Annotated in this window: 19 protein-coding genes; 7 read left to right on the top strand and 12 right to left on the bottom strand. The window is 60.7% G+C overall.

From position 1 onward, the window contains the following. Positions 1-13: 13 nt before the first annotated feature. The 5 genes from BM344_RS07295 to trhP all read right to left on the bottom strand — a co-directional run bounded on the left by BM344_RS07295 (position 14) and on the right by trhP (position 6,817). Positions 14-1,267 (bottom strand): aminotransferase class V-fold PLP-dependent enzyme, encoded by a 1,254-nt coding sequence (locus BM344_RS07295; RefSeq protein WP_091987725.1) that lies wholly within the window; start codon positions 1,265-1,267, stop codon positions 14-16. Between the two features lie 6 nt (positions 1,268-1,273). Then, positions 1,274-2,560: a Fe-S cluster assembly protein SufD gene (gene sufD / locus BM344_RS07290; protein ID WP_091987723.1), complete on the bottom strand. Its 1,287-nt coding sequence runs from the start codon at positions 2,558-2,560 to the stop codon at positions 1,274-1,276. Between the two features lie 12 nt (positions 2,561-2,572). Further along, positions 2,573-3,346, bottom strand: coding sequence for a Fe-S cluster assembly ATPase SufC (gene sufC, locus BM344_RS07285; RefSeq protein ID WP_091987720.1), 774 nt, complete (start codon positions 3,344-3,346; stop codon positions 2,573-2,575). 226 nt (positions 3,347-3,572) lie between these two features. Then, complete coding sequence (gene sufB / locus BM344_RS07280) at positions 3,573-5,021, bottom strand: Fe-S cluster assembly protein SufB (RefSeq protein ID WP_091987719.1); 1,449 nt, start codon at positions 5,019-5,021, stop codon at positions 3,573-3,575. 476 nt (positions 5,022-5,497) lie between these two features. Beyond that, positions 5,498-6,817: a prephenate-dependent tRNA uridine(34) hydroxylase TrhP gene (gene trhP / locus BM344_RS07275; RefSeq protein ID WP_091987716.1), complete on the bottom strand. Its 1,320-nt coding sequence runs from the start codon at positions 6,815-6,817 to the stop codon at positions 5,498-5,500. Between the two features lie 181 nt (positions 6,818-6,998). Here trhP and BM344_RS07270 point away from each other — a divergent pair, with 181 nt between their 5' ends. Next, a complete protein-coding gene (locus BM344_RS07270) occupies positions 6,999-7,355 on the top strand; it encodes a helix-turn-helix transcriptional regulator (protein WP_091987714.1) in 357 nt (118 codons plus the stop codon). A 24-nt stretch (positions 7,356-7,379) separates the two neighbouring features. Here the strand turns inward: BM344_RS07270 and fabB are convergent, their stop codons facing one another. Continuing rightward, positions 7,380-8,591 (bottom strand): beta-ketoacyl-ACP synthase I, encoded by a 1,212-nt coding sequence (fabB, locus tag BM344_RS07265; RefSeq protein WP_091987712.1) that lies wholly within the window; start codon positions 8,589-8,591, stop codon positions 7,380-7,382. An 11-nt stretch (positions 8,592-8,602) separates the two neighbouring features. After that, a complete protein-coding gene (fabA, locus tag BM344_RS07260; protein ID WP_091987710.1) occupies positions 8,603-9,112 on the bottom strand; it encodes a bifunctional 3-hydroxydecanoyl-ACP dehydratase/trans-2-decenoyl-ACP isomerase in 510 nt (169 codons plus the stop codon). Positions 9,113-9,330: 218 nt separating this feature from the next. Between fabA and BM344_RS07255 the strand changes: the two genes are divergently transcribed. Then, positions 9,331-9,846 (top strand): SRPBCC family protein, encoded by a 516-nt coding sequence (locus BM344_RS07255; RefSeq protein ID WP_091987707.1) that lies wholly within the window; start codon positions 9,331-9,333, stop codon positions 9,844-9,846. Between the two features lie 20 nt (positions 9,847-9,866). On the opposite strand, the gene BM344_RS07250 is transcribed toward BM344_RS07255, so the two are convergent. After that, a complete protein-coding gene (locus tag BM344_RS07250) occupies positions 9,867-11,051 on the bottom strand; it encodes an NnrS family protein (RefSeq protein WP_091987706.1) in 1,185 nt (394 codons plus the stop codon). A 125-nt stretch (positions 11,052-11,176) separates the two neighbouring features. Between BM344_RS07250 and BM344_RS07245 the strand changes: the two genes are divergently transcribed. Further along, positions 11,177-11,554 carry a SirB2 family protein gene (locus BM344_RS07245; protein WP_091987703.1) on the top strand — a complete coding sequence of 126 codons (378 nt, stop codon included), beginning with the start codon at positions 11,177-11,179 and terminating at the stop codon, positions 11,552-11,554. An 11-nt stretch (positions 11,555-11,565) separates the two neighbouring features. Here BM344_RS07245 and BM344_RS07240 read toward each other — a convergent pair whose 3' ends face one another. After that, a complete protein-coding gene (locus BM344_RS07240) occupies positions 11,566-12,393 on the bottom strand; it encodes an ion transporter (protein WP_091987702.1) in 828 nt (275 codons plus the stop codon). 220 nt (positions 12,394-12,613) lie between these two features. Here BM344_RS07240 and BM344_RS07235 point away from each other — a divergent pair, with 220 nt between their 5' ends. Next, entirely contained in the window at positions 12,614-13,966 is a 1,353-nt protein-coding gene (locus tag BM344_RS07235) for a hypothetical protein (RefSeq protein ID WP_091987700.1), read from the top strand. A gap of 20 nt (positions 13,967-13,986) precedes the next feature. Here the strand turns inward: BM344_RS07235 and BM344_RS07230 are convergent, their stop codons facing one another. Further along, a complete protein-coding gene (locus BM344_RS07230) occupies positions 13,987-14,445 on the bottom strand; it encodes an EVE domain-containing protein (RefSeq protein ID WP_091987698.1) in 459 nt (152 codons plus the stop codon). Between the two features lie 106 nt (positions 14,446-14,551). Beyond that, positions 14,552-15,907, bottom strand: coding sequence for an MFS transporter (locus BM344_RS07225; RefSeq protein ID WP_091987695.1), 1,356 nt, complete (start codon positions 15,905-15,907; stop codon positions 14,552-14,554). A 286-nt stretch (positions 15,908-16,193) separates the two neighbouring features. On the opposite strand from BM344_RS07225, the gene BM344_RS07220 reads away from it, so the two are divergent. From BM344_RS07220 to BM344_RS07210, 3 genes are all read left to right on the top strand, one after another. After that, positions 16,194-16,655 (top strand): universal stress protein, encoded by a 462-nt coding sequence (locus BM344_RS07220; protein ID WP_091987693.1) that lies wholly within the window; start codon positions 16,194-16,196, stop codon positions 16,653-16,655. Between the two features lie 47 nt (positions 16,656-16,702). Continuing rightward, a complete protein-coding gene (locus tag BM344_RS07215) occupies positions 16,703-18,205 on the top strand; it encodes an MFS transporter (protein ID WP_091987691.1) in 1,503 nt (500 codons plus the stop codon). Positions 18,206-18,325: 120 nt separating this feature from the next. Next, complete coding sequence (locus BM344_RS07210; RefSeq protein ID WP_208603383.1) at positions 18,326-19,414, top strand: DUF2157 domain-containing protein; 1,089 nt, start codon at positions 18,326-18,328, stop codon at positions 19,412-19,414. Positions 19,415-19,465: 51 nt separating this feature from the next. Here BM344_RS07210 and BM344_RS07205 read toward each other — a convergent pair whose 3' ends face one another. Continuing rightward, positions 19,466-21,097: an MFS transporter gene (locus BM344_RS07205; protein WP_091987689.1), complete on the bottom strand. Its 1,632-nt coding sequence runs from the start codon at positions 21,095-21,097 to the stop codon at positions 19,466-19,468. Positions 21,098-21,176: the final 79 nt, after the last annotated feature.

The following is a 21,176-nucleotide window of genomic DNA, read 5'->3' as shown; positions in this document are numbered from 1 at the left end:
GATTCCACCTCCATCAGGCAAACAGGCGCTGGACTTTCTGCAGGGCGGTAAAAAATGTTTCCACCTCGTCCAGTGTATTGTAGAACGCAAAGGAGGCCCGGGCAGTACCGGGAACTCCATAGAAATCCATCAGCGGCATGGCACAGTGGTGGCCGGTGCGGATCGCAATACCCTGCTGGTCTAGCAGCGTGCCTATATCACTGGGGTGCAAACCGGCAATTTTAAAGGACATCACCGGCACTTTCTGTTTTGCCGTACCGATGATTTCCATGCCGGGCACGGTTTCTACCAGCTGGTTGGCACGGGCCAGCAGCGCGGCCTCCGCTGCTTCCATGGCTGTGCGGTCCAGGCCGTTCAGGTAATCAATGGCTGCGGCCAGGCCCACGGCCTCGGCAATCGGCGGGGTACCCGCCTCAAACTTATAGGGCAGAGTGTTCCAGGTGGTGCGCTCGAACGACACCCGCTCGATCATCTCGCCGCCGCCCTGGTAGGGCGGTATTTCTTCCAGAAGCTGGGCCTTGCCATAGAGCACACCGATGCCGGTGGGGCCGAACAGCTTGTGGGAGGAGAATACGTAGAAATCGCAGCCCAGCGCCTGCACATCCGGCTGGAAGTGGGGCACCGCCTGGGCGCCATCCAGCAGGGTGATGATGCCGTGGGCCTTGGCCTGCTCAACCAGTGCCGCTACCGGGTTCACGGTGCCCAGCACGTTGGACACGTGGGTAAGCGCCAGCACGCGGGTCTTCTTATTGAGCAGGCTGGTGAACGAATCCAGATCCAGCTCGCCGTTCGGCGTTACCTGGACAGGTACCACTTTCGCGCCGGTGCGTTCGGCCACCATCTGCCAGGGCACGATGTTGGCGTGGTGCTCCATGTGGCTGACCAGGATCTCGTCGCCGGGCTTGAGGCGTGCTGCCAGGCCGTTGGCCACCAGGTTGATGGCCTCGGTGGTGCCCCGGGTCCAGATGATCTCCCGGGTGCTTTCCGCATTCAGGAAGGCACGCACGGTCTCCCTTGCCCCTTCAAAGGCGGCGGTTGCCCGGTCACCCAGGGTGTGAGCGCCCCGGTGTACGTTGGAGTGCATTTCCCGGTAATAACGATCCATGGCGTTGAGCACCGCTTCCGGCTTCTGCGCGGAGGCGCCGTTGTCCAGATACACCAGGGGCTTGCCATTCACCTGTTGGGACAGGATCGGGAAGTCCCGGCGTATGGCCTCCACGTCGAAGGTGGGGCGGTTGGCGGTCTGTGCCACGGAGAGATCGGTCATGACCGGTTATGCCTCCTGGAATGTCTCTTCAAAGAAGTGGTTCAGGCGGCCCTGGGCCGTTTCCCGCACCGCTTCTACCGGAATCTGTTCCACCAGCTCGTTGATAAAGGCCATGGTCAGCAGAACGTTCGCTTCGCGCCGGCCGATGCCCCGGGAAACCAGGTAGAACAGGGAAATCTCGTCGAGCTGACCAATGGTAGCGCCGTGGGCGCACTTGACGTCGTCGGCGTAAATTTCCAGTTCCGGCTTGGTGTCTATCTCTGCCCCGTTGGACAGCAACAGATTCTTGTTGTTCATATCCGCGTTGGACTTCTGGGCGTCCTGATGGATATGAATGCGGCCGTTGAAGATGGCGTGGGACTGGTCTGCCGCGATATTGCGGTAGGTTTCCTCGCTGTTGCAGTGGGCCGCCACATGCTCGATGGTGGTGTGATTGTCGTAGTGCTGCTTGCCCTGAGTAACCACCACGCCGTTGAGCTTGCACTCGGCGCCTTCGCCTTCCAGGCGCACCTGCAGGTCGTGTCGGCGCAACGGGCCGCCAAAGCCGACACAGTGGCTTTCGAAGCGGGAACTGCGCTGCTGGCGCACACCGGTGGCACCGATATGCTGCACGCTGTCGCCTTCCATATTGAGGCGCACGCTGGTGACGTTGGCGCCCTCCGACAGGGCGAATTCGGTTACTGTATTGACCATCACTGGCTCAGAACCGCTGGAGATGTATTCCTCAACAAGCGTGATCTGGCTGTTGGCCCCGGCGTCTACGTAGATTCTGGGGTAGGCCGAGCCGCTGGCATCGGCGCTCACTTCGTGAACAATGAACAGCGGCTGGTCGAGCACCGCGCCGGGCTTCAGACGCACCAGCAGGCCATCTTCAAAGCGGGCCGAGTTCAGCCGCGCCATCTGCACAGCCTTGTTGTCGAGGGTGCTGTCGAGCCGGTCGGCGAGGGCCGCAGCCTCGTCGTTATCCATGTCGTCGAAACTCTGGATGCGGATGCCGTCCAGATCCGGATACTCGCTGGCCTCGGGGATCAGTACGCCGTTCAGGAACACCACCTTGTAGCCGGGCACGGCCAGGCTGCTGCCGGTCTTGCCTTCCGCCGGCAGCGACAGGGCCATCTCGTCGGTCAGCTTCAGGTACTTGCTGGAGTACTTCCAGTTCTCGGTTTTCCGGGTCGGCAGGGGCATGTCCACCAGGGCCGTGCCGCGCTGCTTGCGCAGGGCCTGGAAGGGCTCCGGCAGGGACTGACCGGTGGGGTGAAGGAAAGCCGTCGAAAGCGTTGGTGCTGGTTTCATTCCGCGACCTCCTTAGTTGCCCGCGCTCTCGGCCGGTTCCTCATCCTTGATGCCAAGCCAGCCGTAACCGCGCTCTTCCAGTTCCAGGGCCAGTTCACGGCCGCCGGACTTGATGATCTTGCCGCCAGCCAGCACGTGCACGTGATCCGGCACAATGTGGTTCAGCAGGCGCTGGTAGTGGGTCACCATGAGGATGGCGCGGTCTTCGGAACGCAGGGCATTCACGCCGTCAGACACGACTTTCAGGGCGTCGATGTCGAGGCCGGAGTCGGTTTCGTCGAGAATTGCCAGCTTCGGCTGGAGCAGCAGGGCCTGCAGGATCTCGTTGCGTTTCTTCTCACCACCGGAGAAACCTTCGTTCACGCCGCGCTTGAGGAACGACGGGTCCAGATCCACCTGCTTGGACACCTCGCGGGCCAGCTTCATGAATTCGGCTGCGTTCATTTCCTCTTCACCATGGTGGTGACGCATGGCGTTTACAGCGGTGCGCAGGAACTGCAGGTTGCTGACGCCGGGAATCTCCACCGGGTACTGGAACGCCAGGAAGATGCCTTCGCGGGCGCGCTCTTCGGTTTCCAGTTCCAGCAGGTTTTCGCCATTGAGGGTAATTTCGCCCTCGGTTACTTCAAATGCCTCGTTGCCTGCCAGCACCTGGGACAGAGTGCTCTTGCCGGAGCCGTTGGGGCCCATGATGGCGTGAACTTCCCCGGCCTTGATTTCCAGGTTGATGCCCTTGAGGATTTCTTTGCCCTCAACGGAGGCGTGCAGGTTCTTGATGCTCAGCATTTGTCGCTTCTCTCTCGTTTAACCGTTGAATTCTGATGTTCACCCTTGTCTTGCTGACCGCTTGATCGGGTGAGTCAGCCGCCGGGCAGGCCCTTCCGGGATACGCTGTGAATACATCCCTGTACGCTCGACGAAATCATCCCTGATTTCGACGATCCCGGAAGGGCCTGCCCGACGGCTTCCGCTATGCTTTTGCGTTTGCCGTCCTGTTTAACCAGCGGAGCCCTTAACCAACGGACCCTTCGAGGCTGACCTCAAGCAGCTTGCCGGCCTCGACTGCGAATTCCATGGGCAGCTCCTTGAACACTTCCTTGCAGAAGCCGTTCACGATCATGGAGACCGCCTGTTCCGGGTCGATACCGCGCTGGCGGCACAGGAACATCTGCTCGTCGCTGACCTTGGAGGTGGTTGCCTCGTGCTCAACGATGGCCGACTTGTTCTTGCTCTCGATGTACGGGAAGGTGTGCGCGCCGCAGCGATCGCCGATCAGCAGCGAATCGCACTGGGTAAAGTTACGTGCACCTTCCGCCCCCGGGCCGAATTTCACCAGGCCGCGATAAGCGTTGGAGCTCTTGCCGGCGGAAATACCCTTGGAGATGATCGTACTGGAGGTGTTCTTGCCCAGGTGGATCATCTTGGTGCCGGTGTCGGCCTGCTGGTAGTTGTTGGTCAGTGCTACCGAGTAAAACTCACCCACGCTGTTCTCGCCCCGCAGCACGCAGCTGGGGTACTTCCAGGTGACCGCAGAACCGGTCTCAACCTGCGTCCAGGAGATCTTGGAGTTCTTGCCGATGGCGGCGCCGCGCTTGGTCACGAAGTTGAAGATGCCGCCTTTGCCTTCTTCGTCGCCCGGATACCAGTTCTGTACCGTGGAGTACTTGATCTGGGCGTCGTCCAGGGCCACCAGCTCAACCACCGCTGCGTGCAGCTGGTTTTCGTCGCGCATGGGGGCGGTGCAGCCCTCAAGGTAGCTCACGTAGCTGCCCTCGTCGGCAATGATCAGGGTACGTTCAAACTGGCCGGTGTTAGCGGCGTTGATGCGGAAGTAGGTGGACAGTTCCATGGGGCAGCGCACGCCCTTTGGCACGTACACAAAGGTGCCGTCCGAGAACACCGCGGAGTTCAGGCCGGCGAAGAAGTTGTCGCCGTGGGGAACCACGGAGCCCAGGTATTTCTGCACCAGTTCCGGGTAATCGCGGATGGCCTCGGAAATGGAGCAGAAAATCACGCCGGCCTTGGCCAGCGGCTCCTTGAAGGTGGTGGCTACCGATACGGAGTCGAATACGGCGTCAACGGCCACACCCGCGAGCTTTTCACGCTCGTGCAGGGGAATGCCCAGCTTCTCGTAGGTTTTCAGCAGCTCAGGATCCACTTCGTCCAGGCTCTGGGGCATGTCTTCCTTGCGCTTGGGCGCGGAATAATAGGAAATCGAGTTGTAGTCGATTTTCGGGTAGCCCACATGGGCCCAGTCCGGCTCTTCCATCTCGAGCCAGCGACGGTAGGCTTTCAGGCGCCACTCCAGCATCCATTCCGGTTCTTTCTTGATGCCGGACAGGCGGGCGATAACGTCTTCGTTCAGGCCGGGCTCGAACGTGTCGGATTCGATGTTGGTCACGAATCCGTGCTCGTATTCCCGTTTGATCAGCTCGTTCACCTCTTTATCGGTGGTCGCCATGATCGTCGCTCCGTATTCTCTCATCACGGGCCTTCGGCCCTTGGTTTCGCCGGCTACCTCACCGTGTGTGGGGCGGGCGCCGGTCGGATATCAGCTGTTCGGGTGTTGCAGTGGTCGCTCGTCCGGTGAGTACGCCCTGCAATCGCTTTTTGGATGACGGATGTTGCGGGTCTGAGGCAAAAAATCTCGCCCGATACGTCTGCTTCTGGCGAGCGATTATACAATACCAGAGTATTTTAGTCAGGTATTAATTTGCGCGTGGGCTGATTATACCTTAATCGGCCCACGGGGCACTAAGGGGCCAGGCAATTGGTCCGTCAGCTTATACGAGGGAGACTGCAGGTTCGGTGCAGGGCGGGATGTCCGGGTCGCCTCCCCAGACACGCCGTGAACCCATCCATGGGGGCTTGGTGTTGCCATCCCTGGCAACACACAGTCTGGGGAGGCGACCCGGACATCCCACCTCAGACTAATTGCTAGCCGCCGGTCGGAAGAATTCGGGTCAGGTAACTGAAGTCGAGAGATGAGGGTAATCCCCCCGGCCTGGGTATACGAACAACATGCCCGCTGCCCGGCGCATACGCCATGGCCTGGCCGTTTCGGTTTTCCATGACACTGGCCGAGAACCGGAGGTTGCCGGCCGGGGTGATCAGTTCCAGGGAATCGCCGGGTGCGAACCGGTTTTTGACGTCGATGGTCAGCCAGCGGTCGTTGGCGTCCACGATGGTGCCTACCACCTGCTGGGTGCCCATCAATGAGGTGCCCTGTTCGTAGCTCTGGTACTCCTTCGGCGGGTGGCGACGCAGGAAGCCTTCGGTGTAGCCGCGGTTGGATAAAGCCTCCAGTTCGTCCATCAGGCCCATGTCGAAGGGTTTGCCCTGCGCGGCTTCGTCGATGGCGCGGCGGTAGGCCTGGGTGGTGCGGGCCACGTAGTAGGTGCTTTTCGTGCGACCTTCGATTTTCAGGGAGTGCACGCCCATTTTTGCCAATTCGGCGACATGCTGCACCGCTCGCAGGTCTTTCGAGTTCATGATGTAGGTGCCGTGTTCGTCTTCATAGGCGGGGATGAAGCCGCCGGGGCGGTTGGGTTCCTGAAGCAGGATTTCTTTCGGTGTGCTTTCCCGAGATTCAACGCCGCCGGTAGAGGCAATAAGGTCTCCGGTCTGGTCGTGCTGGTGTGCCACCGGCTGGTAGTTCCAGCGGCAGGCGTTGGTGCAGGCGCCCTGGTTGGCGTCTCGGTGGTTCATGTAGCCGGACAGCAGGCAGCGGCCGGAATAGGCCATGCACAGGGCGCCATGGACGAACACTTCCAGCTCCATGGCCGGCACCCGGTCACGGATGTCGCGGATTTCTTCGAGGGCCAGCTCCCGGGAGAGGATCACGCGCCGGATGCCCTGCCGGCGCCAGAATTCCACCGTGGCCCAGTTCACCGCGTTGGCCTGCACCGACAGGTGAATGGGCTGGTCCGGCCAGCGCTCGCGCACCAGCATAATCAGGCCGGGGTCGGACATGATCAAGGCGTCGGGCCGGTGTTCCAGGATCGGCGCGAGATCCCTGAGGTAGCTTTTCACCTTGTCGTTGTGCGGGGCGATGTTGGACACAAGGTAAAACTGCTTGCCCAACTGATGGGCCCTGGCGATGCCGGCTCCAAGGGCTGCAACGTCTTTGAAACTGTTGTTTCTTACTCTCAGTGAATACCGGGGCTGGCCGGCGTACACGGCATCGGCACCGTAGGCGAAGGCGGTTTCAAGGTGTTCGGGGGTGCCGGCTGGGGCGAGCAGTTCCGGTGGGTTCATGGGGCTCCGGGGCAGACTGAAGGTCTTGGGTTTGCGGGTGGAAACGTTTGGCAAGTCTGCCGTAATCCGAAACCGATTCCCTTGATCCTGCTCAAAGGTCGTATTGATTGTTTTCGGCTAACATGTGTACGCTCACAGGTCTGGCCCGATCGGCCATTGAATTCGAAAGGAGGAATCGCAGATGGCAGCAAGGCCTCTGAAGCCAGAGGTGGCACGGGCATCACTGAGTGCCAGAGTCAGTTCCCTGATCAGTGTGCAACTGGCCCGTGGCAAGGTGGGTGTTGAGGTGGTGGCATCGCAGCTGCACATGAGCCGCTACACCCTGCACAAGAAGCTCCGGCGGGAAGGGCTGACCTTTGCCCGGCTGCTGGAGGATGTCCGTCGTCGGCAGGCGCTGACTTACATGCAGGATAAAACCAAGCCGCTGGTGGAAATTGCCGAGCAGCTTGGCTTTTCCGAGTTAAGCGCCTTCAGCCGGGCGTTCAAGCGCTGGATGGGGACATCCCCGGCTGAGTATCGGTCGGTCAGGCTGTCCTGAGCCGAGCGGCGCTTTGTCGAAAAGTCACACCTTCTTGAAGATAAGTGTGGCGTTGGTGCCACCAAATCCGAAGCTGTTGCTCATCACCAGATCCAGCGTCTGGTTGTCCATGCGCTCCCGCACAATCGGGTAGCCTTCGGCACCTTCATCCAGGGTCTGGATGTTGGCGGACGGTGCAATGAAGCCCTCCCGCTGCATGATCAGGCTGTAGATGGCCTCATGCACGCCGGCCGCACCCAGGGCATGGCCACACAGGGGCTTGGTGGAGCTGAGGGGCGGAATCCTGTCGCCAAAGGTTTCCTTCAGGGCCTTCAGCTCGGTCACATCCCCGGCCGGCGTGCTGGTGCCGTGGGTGTTGACGTAGCTTATCTCGCCATCGACGTTTTTCATCGCCTGCTTCATGCAGCGAACGGCGCCTTCGCCGCTCGGCGCGACCATGTCGGCGCCGTCGGAGGTGGCGCCGAAGCCCACCAGTTCGGCCAGGATGTTGGCGCCACGGGCCTCGGCGTGCTCCAGGGCCTCAAGAGCAAGAACGCCGCCACCGCCGGAAATCACAAACCCGTCTCGGTTGGCATCGTATGTGCGCGAGGCCAGTTCGGGCGTGTCGTTGTACTTGGTCGACAGGGCCCCCATGGCGTCGAACAGTAGGCTCAGAGTCCAATGGATGTCCTCGCCGCCGCCGGCGAACATCACATCCTGGCGTCCCAGGGCGATCAGATCGGCAGCATGGCCGATGGAATGAGCGCTGGTGGCACAGGCCGAGGTAATGCCGTAGTTGACGCCGCGGATGCCGAAGCCGGTGGCAATGGACGCGTTGATGGCGCTGCCCATGGTGCGGGGCACCCGGTACGGCCCGACGCGACGGATGCCGCGGTCCCGGTGGGTGTCGATGGAATCCAGCAACTCAACCGTGGAGGCGCCGCCCTGACCGAAGATGATCCCGGTGGTGTCCGCCTTGATGTGTTTCTCAGTCAGGCCCGCCTGCTCGATGGCTTCGAGCATGGCCAGGTAGGTGTACCCCGAGGCCGGACACATGAAGCGCCACAGCTTGCGGTCGATCAGTTCCGGCAGATTCAGGTTGATCTGGCCGCACACGTGGCTGCGCAGACCGTTGTCCCGGGCTTCCTCGCTGAAGCCGATGCCGGAGCGGGATTCCTTGAGTGACTGGGCCACTTCCTTCTGGTTGGTACCAAGGCTGGAAACAATGCCCATACCGGTAATTACAACGCGACGCATTCTGCTAACTCCTAAAAGTCATCAGTAGAGGTAAACATGCCAACCCGGAGGTCTTTGGCGGTGTAGATCTCCCGGCCGTCCACTTCCATACGGCCATCGGCGATGGCCATGGTCAGCTTGCGCCGGATCACGCGCTTCAGGTCCAGGTGGTAGGTGACCTTCTTGGCTGTTGGCAATACCTGACCGGTGAATTTCACCTCGCCGGCACCCAGGGCGCGGCCCTTGCCTTCACCACCGCCCCACGCCAGGAAAAAGCCCACCAGCTGCCACATGGCGTCCAGGCCCAGACAGCCCGGCATCACCGGGTCGTCCACAAAGTGCACCTTGAAGAACCACAGGTCCGGGTTGATATCGAGTTCAGCCACCAGGCTGCCCTTGCCGAACAGACCGTCGTTATCGGCAATGTGAGTGATGCGGTCGAACATCAGCATCTCATCGATGGGCAGGCGCATGGAGCCGGGGAACAGCTTGCCGTGGCCGCACTTGATCAGGTCTTCTTTGTCAAAACGATCTGCAGTCATAGTGCCAGTGTCTCTATTACAAAATGATTTCTTCATACTTTAGCTCGAATTTGACGAGGGGCTATTGACCATTAGTGGATGTTTGCTGGCGGATAGTTCCTCCCGTGGCCATTCCCGCTGGCGTTGATGGTCATCAAGGCGGGGTGAAATGGCGCTCCCTACACTGATGGGCATGCGTGTGCGATGACCTCGCAGCGCCTGTCTGGTAAGGAGGAGTCATGTCCGTGGACGAAGAAACCATCAGTGGTCAGCTCCGGTGCGAAGCCGGGCGGGTGAGGGTGCAGCTTGAGCGGGAGATCGGCCATCCGCCGGAGGCGGTCTGGCGAATGCTGACCGATTCTGTATGCCTGGCTGACTGGCTGGCACCGGGCACCCTGGAGGCCCGTAACGGGGGGCGGGTGCAGCTGGACTTCGGCAACAGCGGCATGCCCATAGACTGCCGGATCACCGAATGCCGGCCCAACCGCAGGCTTGCCTATTCCTGGAGTTCCGGTGATGCGCCGGAGCGGCCGCTGATCTGGGAGCTTGCTTCGCAAGACGATGGCACTCGCCTGTCACTGACTCTGCTCCTGCCCCAGGACGAGCTGGTGCCGATTGCCTGCGCCGGTTGGGATGCCCACCTGGAAATGCTACTGGCAGCACTCGAAGGCATCCGCATTCATTTTCCGGCGGGCCGGTTCCGCCAGGCGCGGGAGGTCTTTCAGGGTTTGCTGGAAGAACAACTGGCGGCCTGAGCCGCCAGTGATTGTGGGGTTCAGCCCTCGCGACCATCCGGGCGGGGGCTGGCAAGAATGCCGGTGTACCGGTACAGGAACAGACCGAAGGCCACCAGCCACAGCAGGGTGCTGCTGCCGATCCCCGGATGCCACGGAATCGCACCGAAAGCCGTCAGCACCCGCAGCAGGGCGGCCAGATGGATAGCGCAGAACGCCAGCACCATGCCCCTCGGCAGAACCAGCGGTCGTCCGGTATGACCAAGAGCCACCCGGGCAATGACACCGAGGATAAGGCAGGCTACGGCGCCGGTGCCGGCGGCGTGAGTCCAGGCGCTGGAGGGCCAGTCTGCCAGCAGCGAACCTGCCAGCAGAATCAGAGCGACGGGCACCCAGAGTATGGACAGGTGCAGTATCCAGAGCAGAGGTTCTTGCCGGACCAGCCAGCCCTTCCAGCCCGCGAGACGCACCAGCATCAGGCTTGCCGAAATAATCGCCAGAACGCCGGTACCGGTCTGCCAGCCCGTGACCAGGGCGGCCATCAGCGCAATCAGCGTGAAGACGGATGCCAGGTCCAGGGCCGGTGTCGTTGTCACTGCAGAGGCATCCAGCCCCCGCTGACGCAGCCAGCCGCTTGTGAAGGCCGGGGTAATCCGGCCACCAATGATGCTGATCAGCGCCATGGCCATGATCAGGGCGCCATAACTGAAGGTCATGTCCATCCGAGTGACAAACCCGATCTGCATCACCCAAAGCAATCCCAGCACCACCAGGATAAGCAGTTGGCGTTTCTGGCGGGTTTTCCAGATGCGCCAGCCGGCGTCCAGCATCACCAGGGGCAGGAAGGCCAGGTTGACGCCCTGCACCAGCCAGTCTGGCAGGGCGGCTCCGGTGGCCAGCAGCACACGTCCTGCCAGCCAGACGGCCCAGAGCAACAGCAGACCGAGACCATGGAGCCGGTTGGTCTGGGTCCAGACACAGACGGCGGTCAGCAGAAAGCCTGCAATGGCGGCGGACAGGAAGCCGAACAGCATCTCATGCTGATGCCAGAGCAGTCCGGGCATGGCCAGAGGCAGCTGGATCACACCGGTGATCTGCATGACCCACGCCGGGATGGCCAGCAACGCCAGAAGCGTCATCGACAGGAAGAAAATCCGGAACGGGTAGCTGAATAGCTGGCCAATGCTGGCAGCTTCGGATTTATGGACGGAAGGAATGGCCTGCATGGCGGTCTCCGCATATAGATGCATTTAATAGAAATCTTATATGCGGTGGCCGTGATTGACCATACCCGGTTCGGGGTATGTGTGCGTACAATGGGCCCATCGTTTTGATTCACAAAGGAATGACAATGAGTGCCTATCTGATACTCAAGCACCTGCACATGACTACTGCCTACCTTACCGTGGTGCTGTTTGCGCTGCGCTTACTGCTCGATGCTGTAGGCAGGCCCGGTTGGCGGACCACGCCGCTGCGCTGGATCCCCCACGCCAACGATACCATCCTGCTGACGGCGGCCATTGGCCTGCTGTTCGTCACGCCCTGGGTGCCGCTGGTTCACGGCTGGCTGACGGCGAAGATCTTCCTGCTGATCGGTTACATCATTGCCGGAATCTTTGCGCTCAAGCCCTCCCTGGGTATCCCCACCCGGGTGACGGCGGCGGTGGTTGCGCTGGGGCTGGTAACCGGCATTTTCCATCTGGCGATATACAAACCGGTGTTCTGGTAATCGTGGGGGTGTCAGTCCCGGCGCCCGCCACCCATCTGTTCCGTTAGCGCTGCCAGCTGGTTCTGAACGGCCTGCAATTGGCGGGCAATCTCGTCCCGCTCATCATGGGCCTTCTGGGCCTGTTTGGCGTTCTGTTCCTCGCTCATCACCTCCAGAATGGCGCCGATCATCATGTTCAGGAAGACGAACGCCGTCAGGAAGATAAAGGTGATGTAGAACAGCCAGCTCAGCGGGTACTGCTCCATGGTGGCGTACATCACGTCGGTCCAGTCCTCGAAGGTCGCCACCCGGAACAGGGTGAGCATGGCAATGGCAACGTCACCCCAGAGCTCTTCGTCCACGCTGGCAAAAAACATGGAGCCCATTGCGGCGTAGATGTAGAAGATGATGAACATCAGCAGCGCAATGTAGCCCATGCGCGGAATGGCCTTGAGCAGGGAGTTGATCAGGAAGCGCAGTTCAGGCACCACCGACACCAGACGCAGAACCCGGAACACCCGCAGCAGGCGGCCCAGAAGCACGGCTTCGGAATTATCCAGGGGAATCAGGCTGCCGATCACCACCAGGGTATCGAACAGGTTCCAGCCATCCAGCAGGAAGCGTTTTTTGTCCGTGCATACGCCAAACCGGAACAGGATCTCCACGAGGAAAAACAGGGTGATGGCATTGTCCAGTACCAGCAGGGACTGTTCGATCAGCGGCGGCACATCGTAGGTTTTGGCGCCGATGGTCAGCGCCGAGAGGATGATGATGGCAATCACCACGCCCTGGAACAGTTTGCTGGATTCGATCAGGCGCAGTTTCTCGAAACCGGACACAGAGTTCAGTTGGGGCGACATGGCAGGTAACAGCTCCAGATAATGCGGGGGAGGCTGGAATTCTAAAGCCCGGCGCGGCAATTGGATAGCCTGGATGTGGCTCTGCGTCTGAGGTTGCGCGCGATACTGTCCATAAGTCCTGTTTATTGAGGTTGATCAGCCTTATTCATTCGCGCCATGGCGAAACCCTTCCCATAATCAGTTCACGAACAACAACAAGACTGACAGTGAGTGACATTCCATGGAAAACAGACCTGAGCTGGCCGGCTGGCGCTGGGGACCGTTCACCTTCCGCCTGCCCTTCTATCACACGCGGCTGTGCTGGTCGGAGTTCTTGCAGGGGCTGTTCGTTTCAGCAGCGACCGGCCTTGCCCTGATTCCGGTGATGACGGCGTTCTTCGGGCTCAGTTTCGAGGAAGCCGTGGCCTTGTCCATGATCCACGCCGCGCTTATTTCCTCAGCCGTCATTGTCTTCGGAGAGCCCTACGCCGGCGGCTGGATTACACCAGCCCTGCCGCTGATTCTGGCCTTCGTCATAGGGGGCTATGAAGATCCTGCCAGCCGCTTCCAGGCGATGACCGCGCTGAGCCTGGTATTCGCTGCGCTCGTACTGTTCCTCGGCATCACCGGCCTGGGTCGCCGGTTCGTCATCTGGCTGCCGGATACGCTGAAGGCGGGCATTATCCTGGGGGCTTCCATTGCCGCGCTCAAGCGGGTGTTCGTGGACGATGCCGAACGCTTTCTGCTGGAGCAGCCCATTGCCACCGGTCTTGCCTGCGCCATCTGTCTGATCTTCACGTTCTCGATTCCAATGCAGAAGCTCAAGGAACGCAGCCGGTTCTTCTTCCTGCTGGGCTCGCTCGGCCTGTTGCCGGGTTTCCTGGCGGCCGCGATTGTCGGGCCCCTGGTCGGAGAGGTCGATTTTGACATCCAATGGGGTTTCCTGGTGCCACCGCTGGGTGATGCCTTTGCCAAGGTCTCGCCGCTGGTAATTGGCTGGCCGTCGCAGGAGATGCTCCTTCAGAGCATTCCCCTGGCGTTGATCGCCTACATCATTCTGTTTGGCGATCTGGTAACCGGCAACGAAGTACTCAGGGATGGACTGAAGGTGCGCAAGGACGAGCACGTGGATATCAACCTCAACCGTACCCATTTCTCCCTGTCGATCCGCAACGCCATCATGGGTGTGGTTGCGCCGTTCTTCCCGACTCAGGGAGCCGTTTGGACGGGCGTTCACGTGATTGTTGTCCAGCGCTGGAAGCAGGGGCCCAGGGCGATGAACAGTCTGCACAGTGGGCTGGCTTCCTACTACCTCATGGGCTTGCCATTTATCTTCTTCCTGCTGCCGTTGCTGACCGGCCTAAAACCTCTGCTGGGGGTGGCCCTGTCACTGACGCTGGTTCTGACAGGCTTTGCCTGCGCCTACATTGCCATGTCCATTCCGCGCGATAACGCCTCGAGAGGTACCGTGGTGTTAATTGGTGCTTCCCTGGCGTTCTTCGAGCCCTGGATGGGCCTGCTGATCGGGGTAGTTGCTACGCTGGCACTGGTGGGGTGGGATCGCAGCCCCGACCCCATTCCTCACGACGAGTAAACAACCCATGGCCGTGTCGGTCATTCGGCCAGGCGAAGGATTGCCTGCCATTCCGGCTCTCTCACCGGCATGACCGAGAGGCGGCTGCCCTTGTTGACCAGGGGCAGATCGGCCAGCTCCGGCGCTGATTTGAGTGTCGCCAGCGAGACCAGTGAGGGCAGCGTCCCGACATACCGCATATCCACTGCCGTCCACCGGGGATCCTCGGGGCTGCTTTTTGGATCAAAGTAGGGTGAGTGGGGATCAAACTGGGCAGTGTCAGGATAGGGGGCGCCCACGACCGTGACGATACCGGCAACGCCAATGTGCCGGCAGCTCGAATGGTACAGGAACACCTCATCGCCTTCGGCCATCTGGCGCAGGAAGTTCCGGGCCTGGTAATTGCGCACGCCATCCCATGGAATGACCGATTGTGGGTCGGCGGCAAAATCGTCGATGCCGCACTCATCCGGTTCGGATTTCACAAGCCATTTCGCCATATCGATTCCCCCGGGTTGGTCATTTCGCGCAACGTTGCCCGGGGATTATACGAAAAAAGCCCCGGCGAGCGGGGCAATGAGGCGCAATCAAAGGTGGCTTGAAGTCCTACTCCGGCTTCGGCGGAGGTGACAGGGGAGCGGTGCCCTTTTTCCGGTTCAGCGGATAGAACAGGTGGGGCGAGGACAACTCCGGCAGATCGGTACGCTCCTCGTTGGCAGCCCATTCCTCACGCTCGGCAGACCGGATGGCGTAATGCATCCAGGCGAGGGCAGCCGCGACAATCGCGAACATCAGCATGAAGCAGCTCTGCCAGATGCCGGTCAGGTCGTTCAGCGCACCGAAGGTCAGCGGCAGGATAAAGCCGCCGAGACCGCCAATCATGCCAACCACCCCACCTACAGCACCCACGTGTTTGGGGTAGTACACCGGGATGTGCTTGTACACCGCGGCCTTGCCGAGGGACATGAAAAAGCCAAGGATGAAGATCAGGGCCACGAACATCGGCAGATTCATGGCCAGGGTGAAGCGGATGTCGCCATCAATGCCCTGCACGACGTAGTCGGTGGGCGGATAGCTGAGCAGGAAGGTGCACACCACCGAGGCTCCGAAGGTCCAGTACATCACCCGACGGGCACCGAAACGGTCTGACAGCCAGCCGCCGAGGATCCGGAACAGGGAGGCGGGAATGGTGTAAAGGGCGGCGATGATGCCGGCCGTCTTGATATCCAGGCCATACACGCCGATCAGGAAGTGCGGCAGCCACAGTGCCAGGGCCACAAAGGCCCCGAACACGAAGAAATAGTACAGCGCAAACCGCCAGACCCTCAGCTCCCGCAACGGTTCCATCTGTTCCATGAAGGATTTGGATCGGGCACCGGCACGCTCCGCCGCCAGCGGATCTTCCTTCGCCAGCAGGATGAACGCCACCCCCATGACAGCCAGCACAGTGGCATAGATCTGTGCCGTGCTTTCCCAGCCAAACGCCACCAGCAGGAACGGCGCCCCGAAGTTGGTGACCGCCGCTCCGACGTTGCCCGCGCCGAAGATACCCAGCGCCGTGCCCTGTTGCTTGGGCTCGAACCACGCTGCGGTGTAGGCCACACCCACGATGAAAGCGCCGCCGGCCAGCCCAACGCCGAGGGCGCCCACCAGCAACATGAGGTAGGTGGTGGCGAAGGTCAGCAGGTAAACGCAGGCCGCGGTAGTGAGCATCAGAATGCCGAACACCCAGCGCCCGCCGTAGCGATCGGTCCAGATGCCCAGAAACAGTCGGCTGATGGAGCCGGTGAGTATGGGCGTGGCCATCAGCAGTCCCAGCTGGGTGTCGGATAATCCCAGGTCTTCACTGATGCGGATGCCGATGATCGAGAAAATTGTCCACACCGCAAAGCAGAGAGTGAAGGCAAACGTGGACAGACCGAGGGCTCGGTGTTGCTCGGTTTTCGACGGGCTGGTGGCCATGTTTCCCCTCCTTCCGGAAATCGGTTGGGCGCTGTGTGACACCACCTCTTTACGCTACCAAATCCGACGCCCGGCGGTGCGGGGCATTGGAGGTACCTCCTGCAGGGGGCAAGGGTGGTAGGTGCCTGGCCGGGTTTGATGGGGAGGGGATAGATGGTTGATTTCTCTGGTGGGGTAGGCGTCACCAGGGTTGATTTACGTCAATTATGGGTGGCACCGGAGTGTGGGCTAATGCTGACGGATATCAATCGAACGGGCGCTGGGAGCGCCCCTGGAGAACCCACCCATGAAAATCATGATTGCCTACGACGGTTCGCGCAATGCCAGGCTGGCCCTGGCCCAGACCCTCACCATGTTCCGTGATCTCACGCCGGTGATCACCCTGGTGGCCGTGGCTGAAAACCCCAGGGACATCACCGCCGGTAACGAAGACCTGTTCCAGCAGGAAGTGAGCGAGCTCAAACAGTTTCTCGCCGAGGCCCTGGAAGTTTGTCAGCAGGAGGACATCTCCGCCGAGACCATGCTGCTGGAGGGTGATGCCCGCAAGATGCTGCTGTTCGCCGCCGAGAAGAAGATCCACCCGGACATGCTGGTGATTGCCCGCCACAGCCACGAGCCGGACGGCGGCTTTATTGCCCGCTCACTGACCCATTTTGTGGACGAACTGGATTACATGACCTTCGGCAGCGTGAGCTCCTTCCTCGCCCGCCGGATCCAGTGTCCGCTCCTGATTCTGCCCAGCCGCTGAGCCCGGGCATCAACTGTATTTCTATCTGATAGCCCAGGGAGGCTGACATGAAAGTCGCTGACGTTTTCCACGTCCGTAATCCGGAGATCAGGGCGTTGCACCTGACCTGGATTGCATTCTTCATTACCTTCTACGTGTGGTTCAACATGGCGCCGCTTGCTTCGAGCATGCTCAAGAGCGTCGACTGGCTGACCGCCGATGACCTGCGCCTGTTTGCCATCTGCAACGTGGCGCTGACCATCCCCGCGCGTATCATCGTGGGCATGGCGCTGGACCGTTTCGGCCCGCGTCGGGTGTTCTCCGTGCTGATGGTGCTGATGTCCATTCCGGCCCTGGTGTTCGCCTTCGGTAATACCATGACCCAACTGCTGGTCAGCCGTCTGGTGCTCAGCTCCATTGGTGCCAGCTTCGTGGTTGGCATCCACATGACCGCCATGTGGTTCAAACCCAAGGACATCGGTTTTGCCGAGGGCTTCTACGCCGGCTGGGGCAACTTCGGCTCCGCCGCAGCGGCTATTACCCTGCCCACCATCGCCCTGCACATGTACGGCGGTGAAGACGGCTGGCGTTGGGCCATTGCCCAGAGCGCCATCGTGATGGCGGCCTACGGCGTGTACTACTGGTTTGCCATTACCGACGGCCCTGTCGGTACCGTGCACCGAAAGCCGCGCAAGGCAGTGGCGCTGGAAGTGAGCAGCTGGGGCGACATGATCAAACTGATCCTGTGGACCATTCCGCTGGTCGGTGTGCTGGGCATTCTGGTCTGGCGTATCGAGAACATGGGTTACCTGAGCCCCACCGGAGCCGCGCTCTGCTACGCGGTGATCGTGGCCGTCGTGACCTACCAGATCATCCAGATCCTGCGGGTGAATGTGCCCATCCTCAAGAAAGGCGTGCCGGAAGATGACAAGTACCCTTTCAACAGCGTAGCGGCGCTCAACAGCACCTATTTTGCCAACTTCGGCGCCGAGCTGGCGGTGGTGTCCATGCTGCCCATGTTCTTCGAGGAAACCTGGAGCCTGAGTGCTACCGCTGCCGGCCTCATTGCCGCGTCCTTTGCCTTCGTGAACCTGGTGGCAAGGCCCATGGGCGGGCTGGTGTCCGACCGCCTGGGGAACCGCCGGTTCGTGATGCTCAGCTACATGTTCGGCATTGCCGTGGGCTTCGGGCTGATGGGGCTGCTTAACTCTAACTGGCCGTTGATCATCGCGGTGGCCATTACCGTGTTCACCTCCTTCTTTGTGCAGGGAGCCGAGGGCGCCACTTTCGGTATTATCCCCTCCATCAAGCGGCGCCTTACCGGCCAGATTTCCGGCATGGCCGGCGCCTACGGCAACGTGGGTGCGGTGGTGTACCTGACCATCTTTACCTTCGTTACCCCCAACCAGTTCTTCTACATCATCGCCGGCGGTGCCTTCGTCAGCTGGTTGCTGTGCATGCTTTGGCTGAAAGAGCCCGAGAGCGGTTTCTCCGAGGAATACCATGTGTCTTCGGTGGATTTGCAGATCGAGGAAGAGGAGCGTCGTCGGCAGGCCGCTGCTACTGCCTGATCCCTGACCGCAAGAGTGCCCGCCCGGAGCGATCCGCGCGGGCTTTTTTACAGGCAGGACAAACGCTGGTCGCCATGGCACTATCCCTCTCTGGAATAATGTCAGGAAGAGGGATCAGGGATGGCGCGGATAAGTGTGTCGAGAAAGGAACGCCGGGTGATCAGTCGCGCGCTTGATGAGTGGCAGGCGCAGGGGCTTTTAACGTCCGACCAGGCCGATAGCCTGAGAGGCTCTCTGGAGGTTCAGGTCCTGGACTGGCGGCGTCTGGCCCGGTACGCGCTGTGGGTGGCGATCGCCTGCACGCTGCTGTCGATTTCGGCCGTTCTGGCCGACGAGTGGCTGGTCAGGCTTTTTGAGCGGATCTTCTCGGCCTCGGCCTGGGTCAAATGCCTCCTGTTCATGATCATTGCTGCCCTGTGCTACTGGGCCGGCCTGAGTCGAAAGCGACGGCGGCCTGAACGGACCCTCACCAACGAGGCCATGTTCTTTTTTGGCGTGGTTGCCACCGCCTTCGCCGTTGCCTTCCTCGGCGAGGCCGTCAGTACCGGCTCGGATCACTTCTCACTGCTGTTGCTCCTGGCGGCAGTACTTTATGGGCTGCTGGGTCTCTGGTTCCCCTCCACCCTGGTGTGGGTATTCTCCCTGCTGTCACTGGGCAGCTGGTTCGGCGCCGAAACGGGCTATCTCTCGGGCTGGGGCGCCTACTACCTGGGCATGAACATGCCACTGCGTTTTGTGTTCTTCGGTCTTGCCCTGTTGCTGGCAGGCAGCTGGCTGTTTACCCGGTGGCAGGAGCGTCGGTCGTTCCTGGCGCCGACCAGGGCCATCGGTCTGCTGTATCTGTTTATCGCTCTGTGGATCATGTCGATTTTCGGCAACTATGGAGATGTCGAAAGCTGGGAACGCGCTGGCCATCTGGAGCTGTTGCACTGGTCGGTGCTGTTCGGGCTGGCGGCCATTGCCGCCATCTATCACGGATTGCGGTACGACGATGGCATGACCCGCGGGTTCGGTCTTACCTTCCTGTTCATCAACCTCTACACCCGCTTCTTCGAATATTTCTGGGATGAAACCCACAAGGCTATCTTCTTTGGCATTCTGGCGGTGAGCTTCTGGTATCTGGGCAGTCGTGCAGAGAGGATATGGCGGCTGGAGCCGCTGGCCCGTCTTGGGGGCGGACTCGGGAATAAAAGCCGGTCAGAGATGTAAAAAGGCCTCCCGGAGGAGGCCTTGTTGAGGTTTGCGGTCGACTATCCAGGATCAGGGGTTCTTGATGTACGCGTTCCTGCGCAGATAGAACCACCAGTTCACCAGCAAACACACCGCATAGAACACCGCAAATCCATACATGGCCACTTCCGGTGTGCCGGCCTGGATTTCCTGGCCCATCACCCTGGGCGCAATGAAGGCGCCGTAGGCGGCCACAGCGGAGGTCCAGCCCAGTACCGGGCCTTTCTGTTGCTGGTCAAAGATCACGCCGATGCTGCGGAAGGTGGAGCCGTTGCCAATGCCGCTGGCGGCAAACATCACGATGAACAGGATCAGGAACAGAGCAAAGTAGCTGTTCGGGTCTGTTGAGTTGTAGGCCAGCATCATTACGTAGCCGGTGGCCACGGAAGCGCCGACCATCACCAGTGAGATAATCTGGGTCACGATAGAGCCGCCGAGCTTGTCGGAGATCCAGCCGCCCACCGGGCGGATCAGTGCGCCCACGAACGGACCCATCCAGGCCCAGGTCAGGGCACTTGGCGCGTCGGGATTCACAACCCGGGTAACGGTACCGTCGGCGGCCACTTCCATCATGTTGCCGAAGATGACACTGATGGACAGGGGCAGGGCCGCGGAGAAGCCAATGAACGAGCCGAAGGTCAGGATGTACAGCACGGTCATGGACCAGGTGTGCTTGTTGCTGAAAATGGCAAACTGCTTCTGGATGTTCGGTTTGATATCACCCGGAATGAGGCGCAGCAGCACCAGGGTGAGGATGATGGTAAGCGGCAGTGCCAGCCACATGTTCATTACGCTGAGTGCCCACACGCCGGCCAGGGAAGTCAGCAGGCCAACTCCGTAGAGCCCCAGGATCTTGGCGAACGCAGAAGCCGGATTGCCTGGATTGGGGGTCACCACTTTCAGGTTGTTCATGCCGAACCAGCCGGCAAAGGCCAGGGGGATCAGGAACACCAGCCAGATGAAGCCGGCGTTCTGGATCCAGGTGTCGGTTCCGGCTTCGATGCGGCCGATCAGGGTGCCGCTGGGGCTTTGAAGTTGCATCGGATCCCCGGCCAGGGCGCCGAAGATACCCACTGTCATCACCAGCGGGATCAGGATCTGCATGGTGGTTACGCCGAAGTTGCCGAGCCCGGCGTTCATGCCCAGGCCATAACCCTGTTTGCTCTTCGGATAGAAAGCACTGATGTTACTCATGGAGCAGGCAAAGTTGCCGCCGCCAATGCCGGACAGCAGGGCCAGGGCCTGGAACACGATAAACGGCGTATCCGGGTTCATCAGGGCAATGCCGGTGCCGGCCGCGGGTATCATCAACAGCGCGGTGGTCAGGAAAACGGTGTTGCGCCCGCCGGCAATCTTGATCATGAAGGATGCCGGGATCCGCAGGGTGGCACCGGACAGGCCGGCGATGGCCGAGAGCGTGAACAACTGCTCGATGCTGAACGGGAAGCCCAAGTTTTTCATCTGGGTGGTGATCATCCCCCACATCAGCCAGATGGCAAAGCCCATCAGCAGGCTGGGTATGGAGATCCACAGGTTGCGGGAGGCAATGCGCTTACCCTCCCGTTGCCAGAAGTCTTCGTTCTCGACATCCCAGTGTTCGATGTCGGCGTTGGTCCTTGTTTTCTCGCCGACGGGTGCGGCGCTCGCGGTACTGTTGGCCATGACGTGTGCTCCTCAGTTTGCCTGGCCCCGGATCCCGGGTGAGGGGAGTGGGGCTTTGCGCCATTGTGCAAAGCAGTAG

Origin of the sequence: Marinobacter gudaonensis, from assembly GCF_900115175.1 — a bacterium.
Lineage (GTDB): Bacteria > Pseudomonadota > Gammaproteobacteria > Pseudomonadales > Oleiphilaceae > Marinobacter > Marinobacter gudaonensis.
The sequence above is the reverse complement of the archived record's forward strand: the minus strand, read 5'-3'. Positions and strand labels throughout refer to the sequence as shown.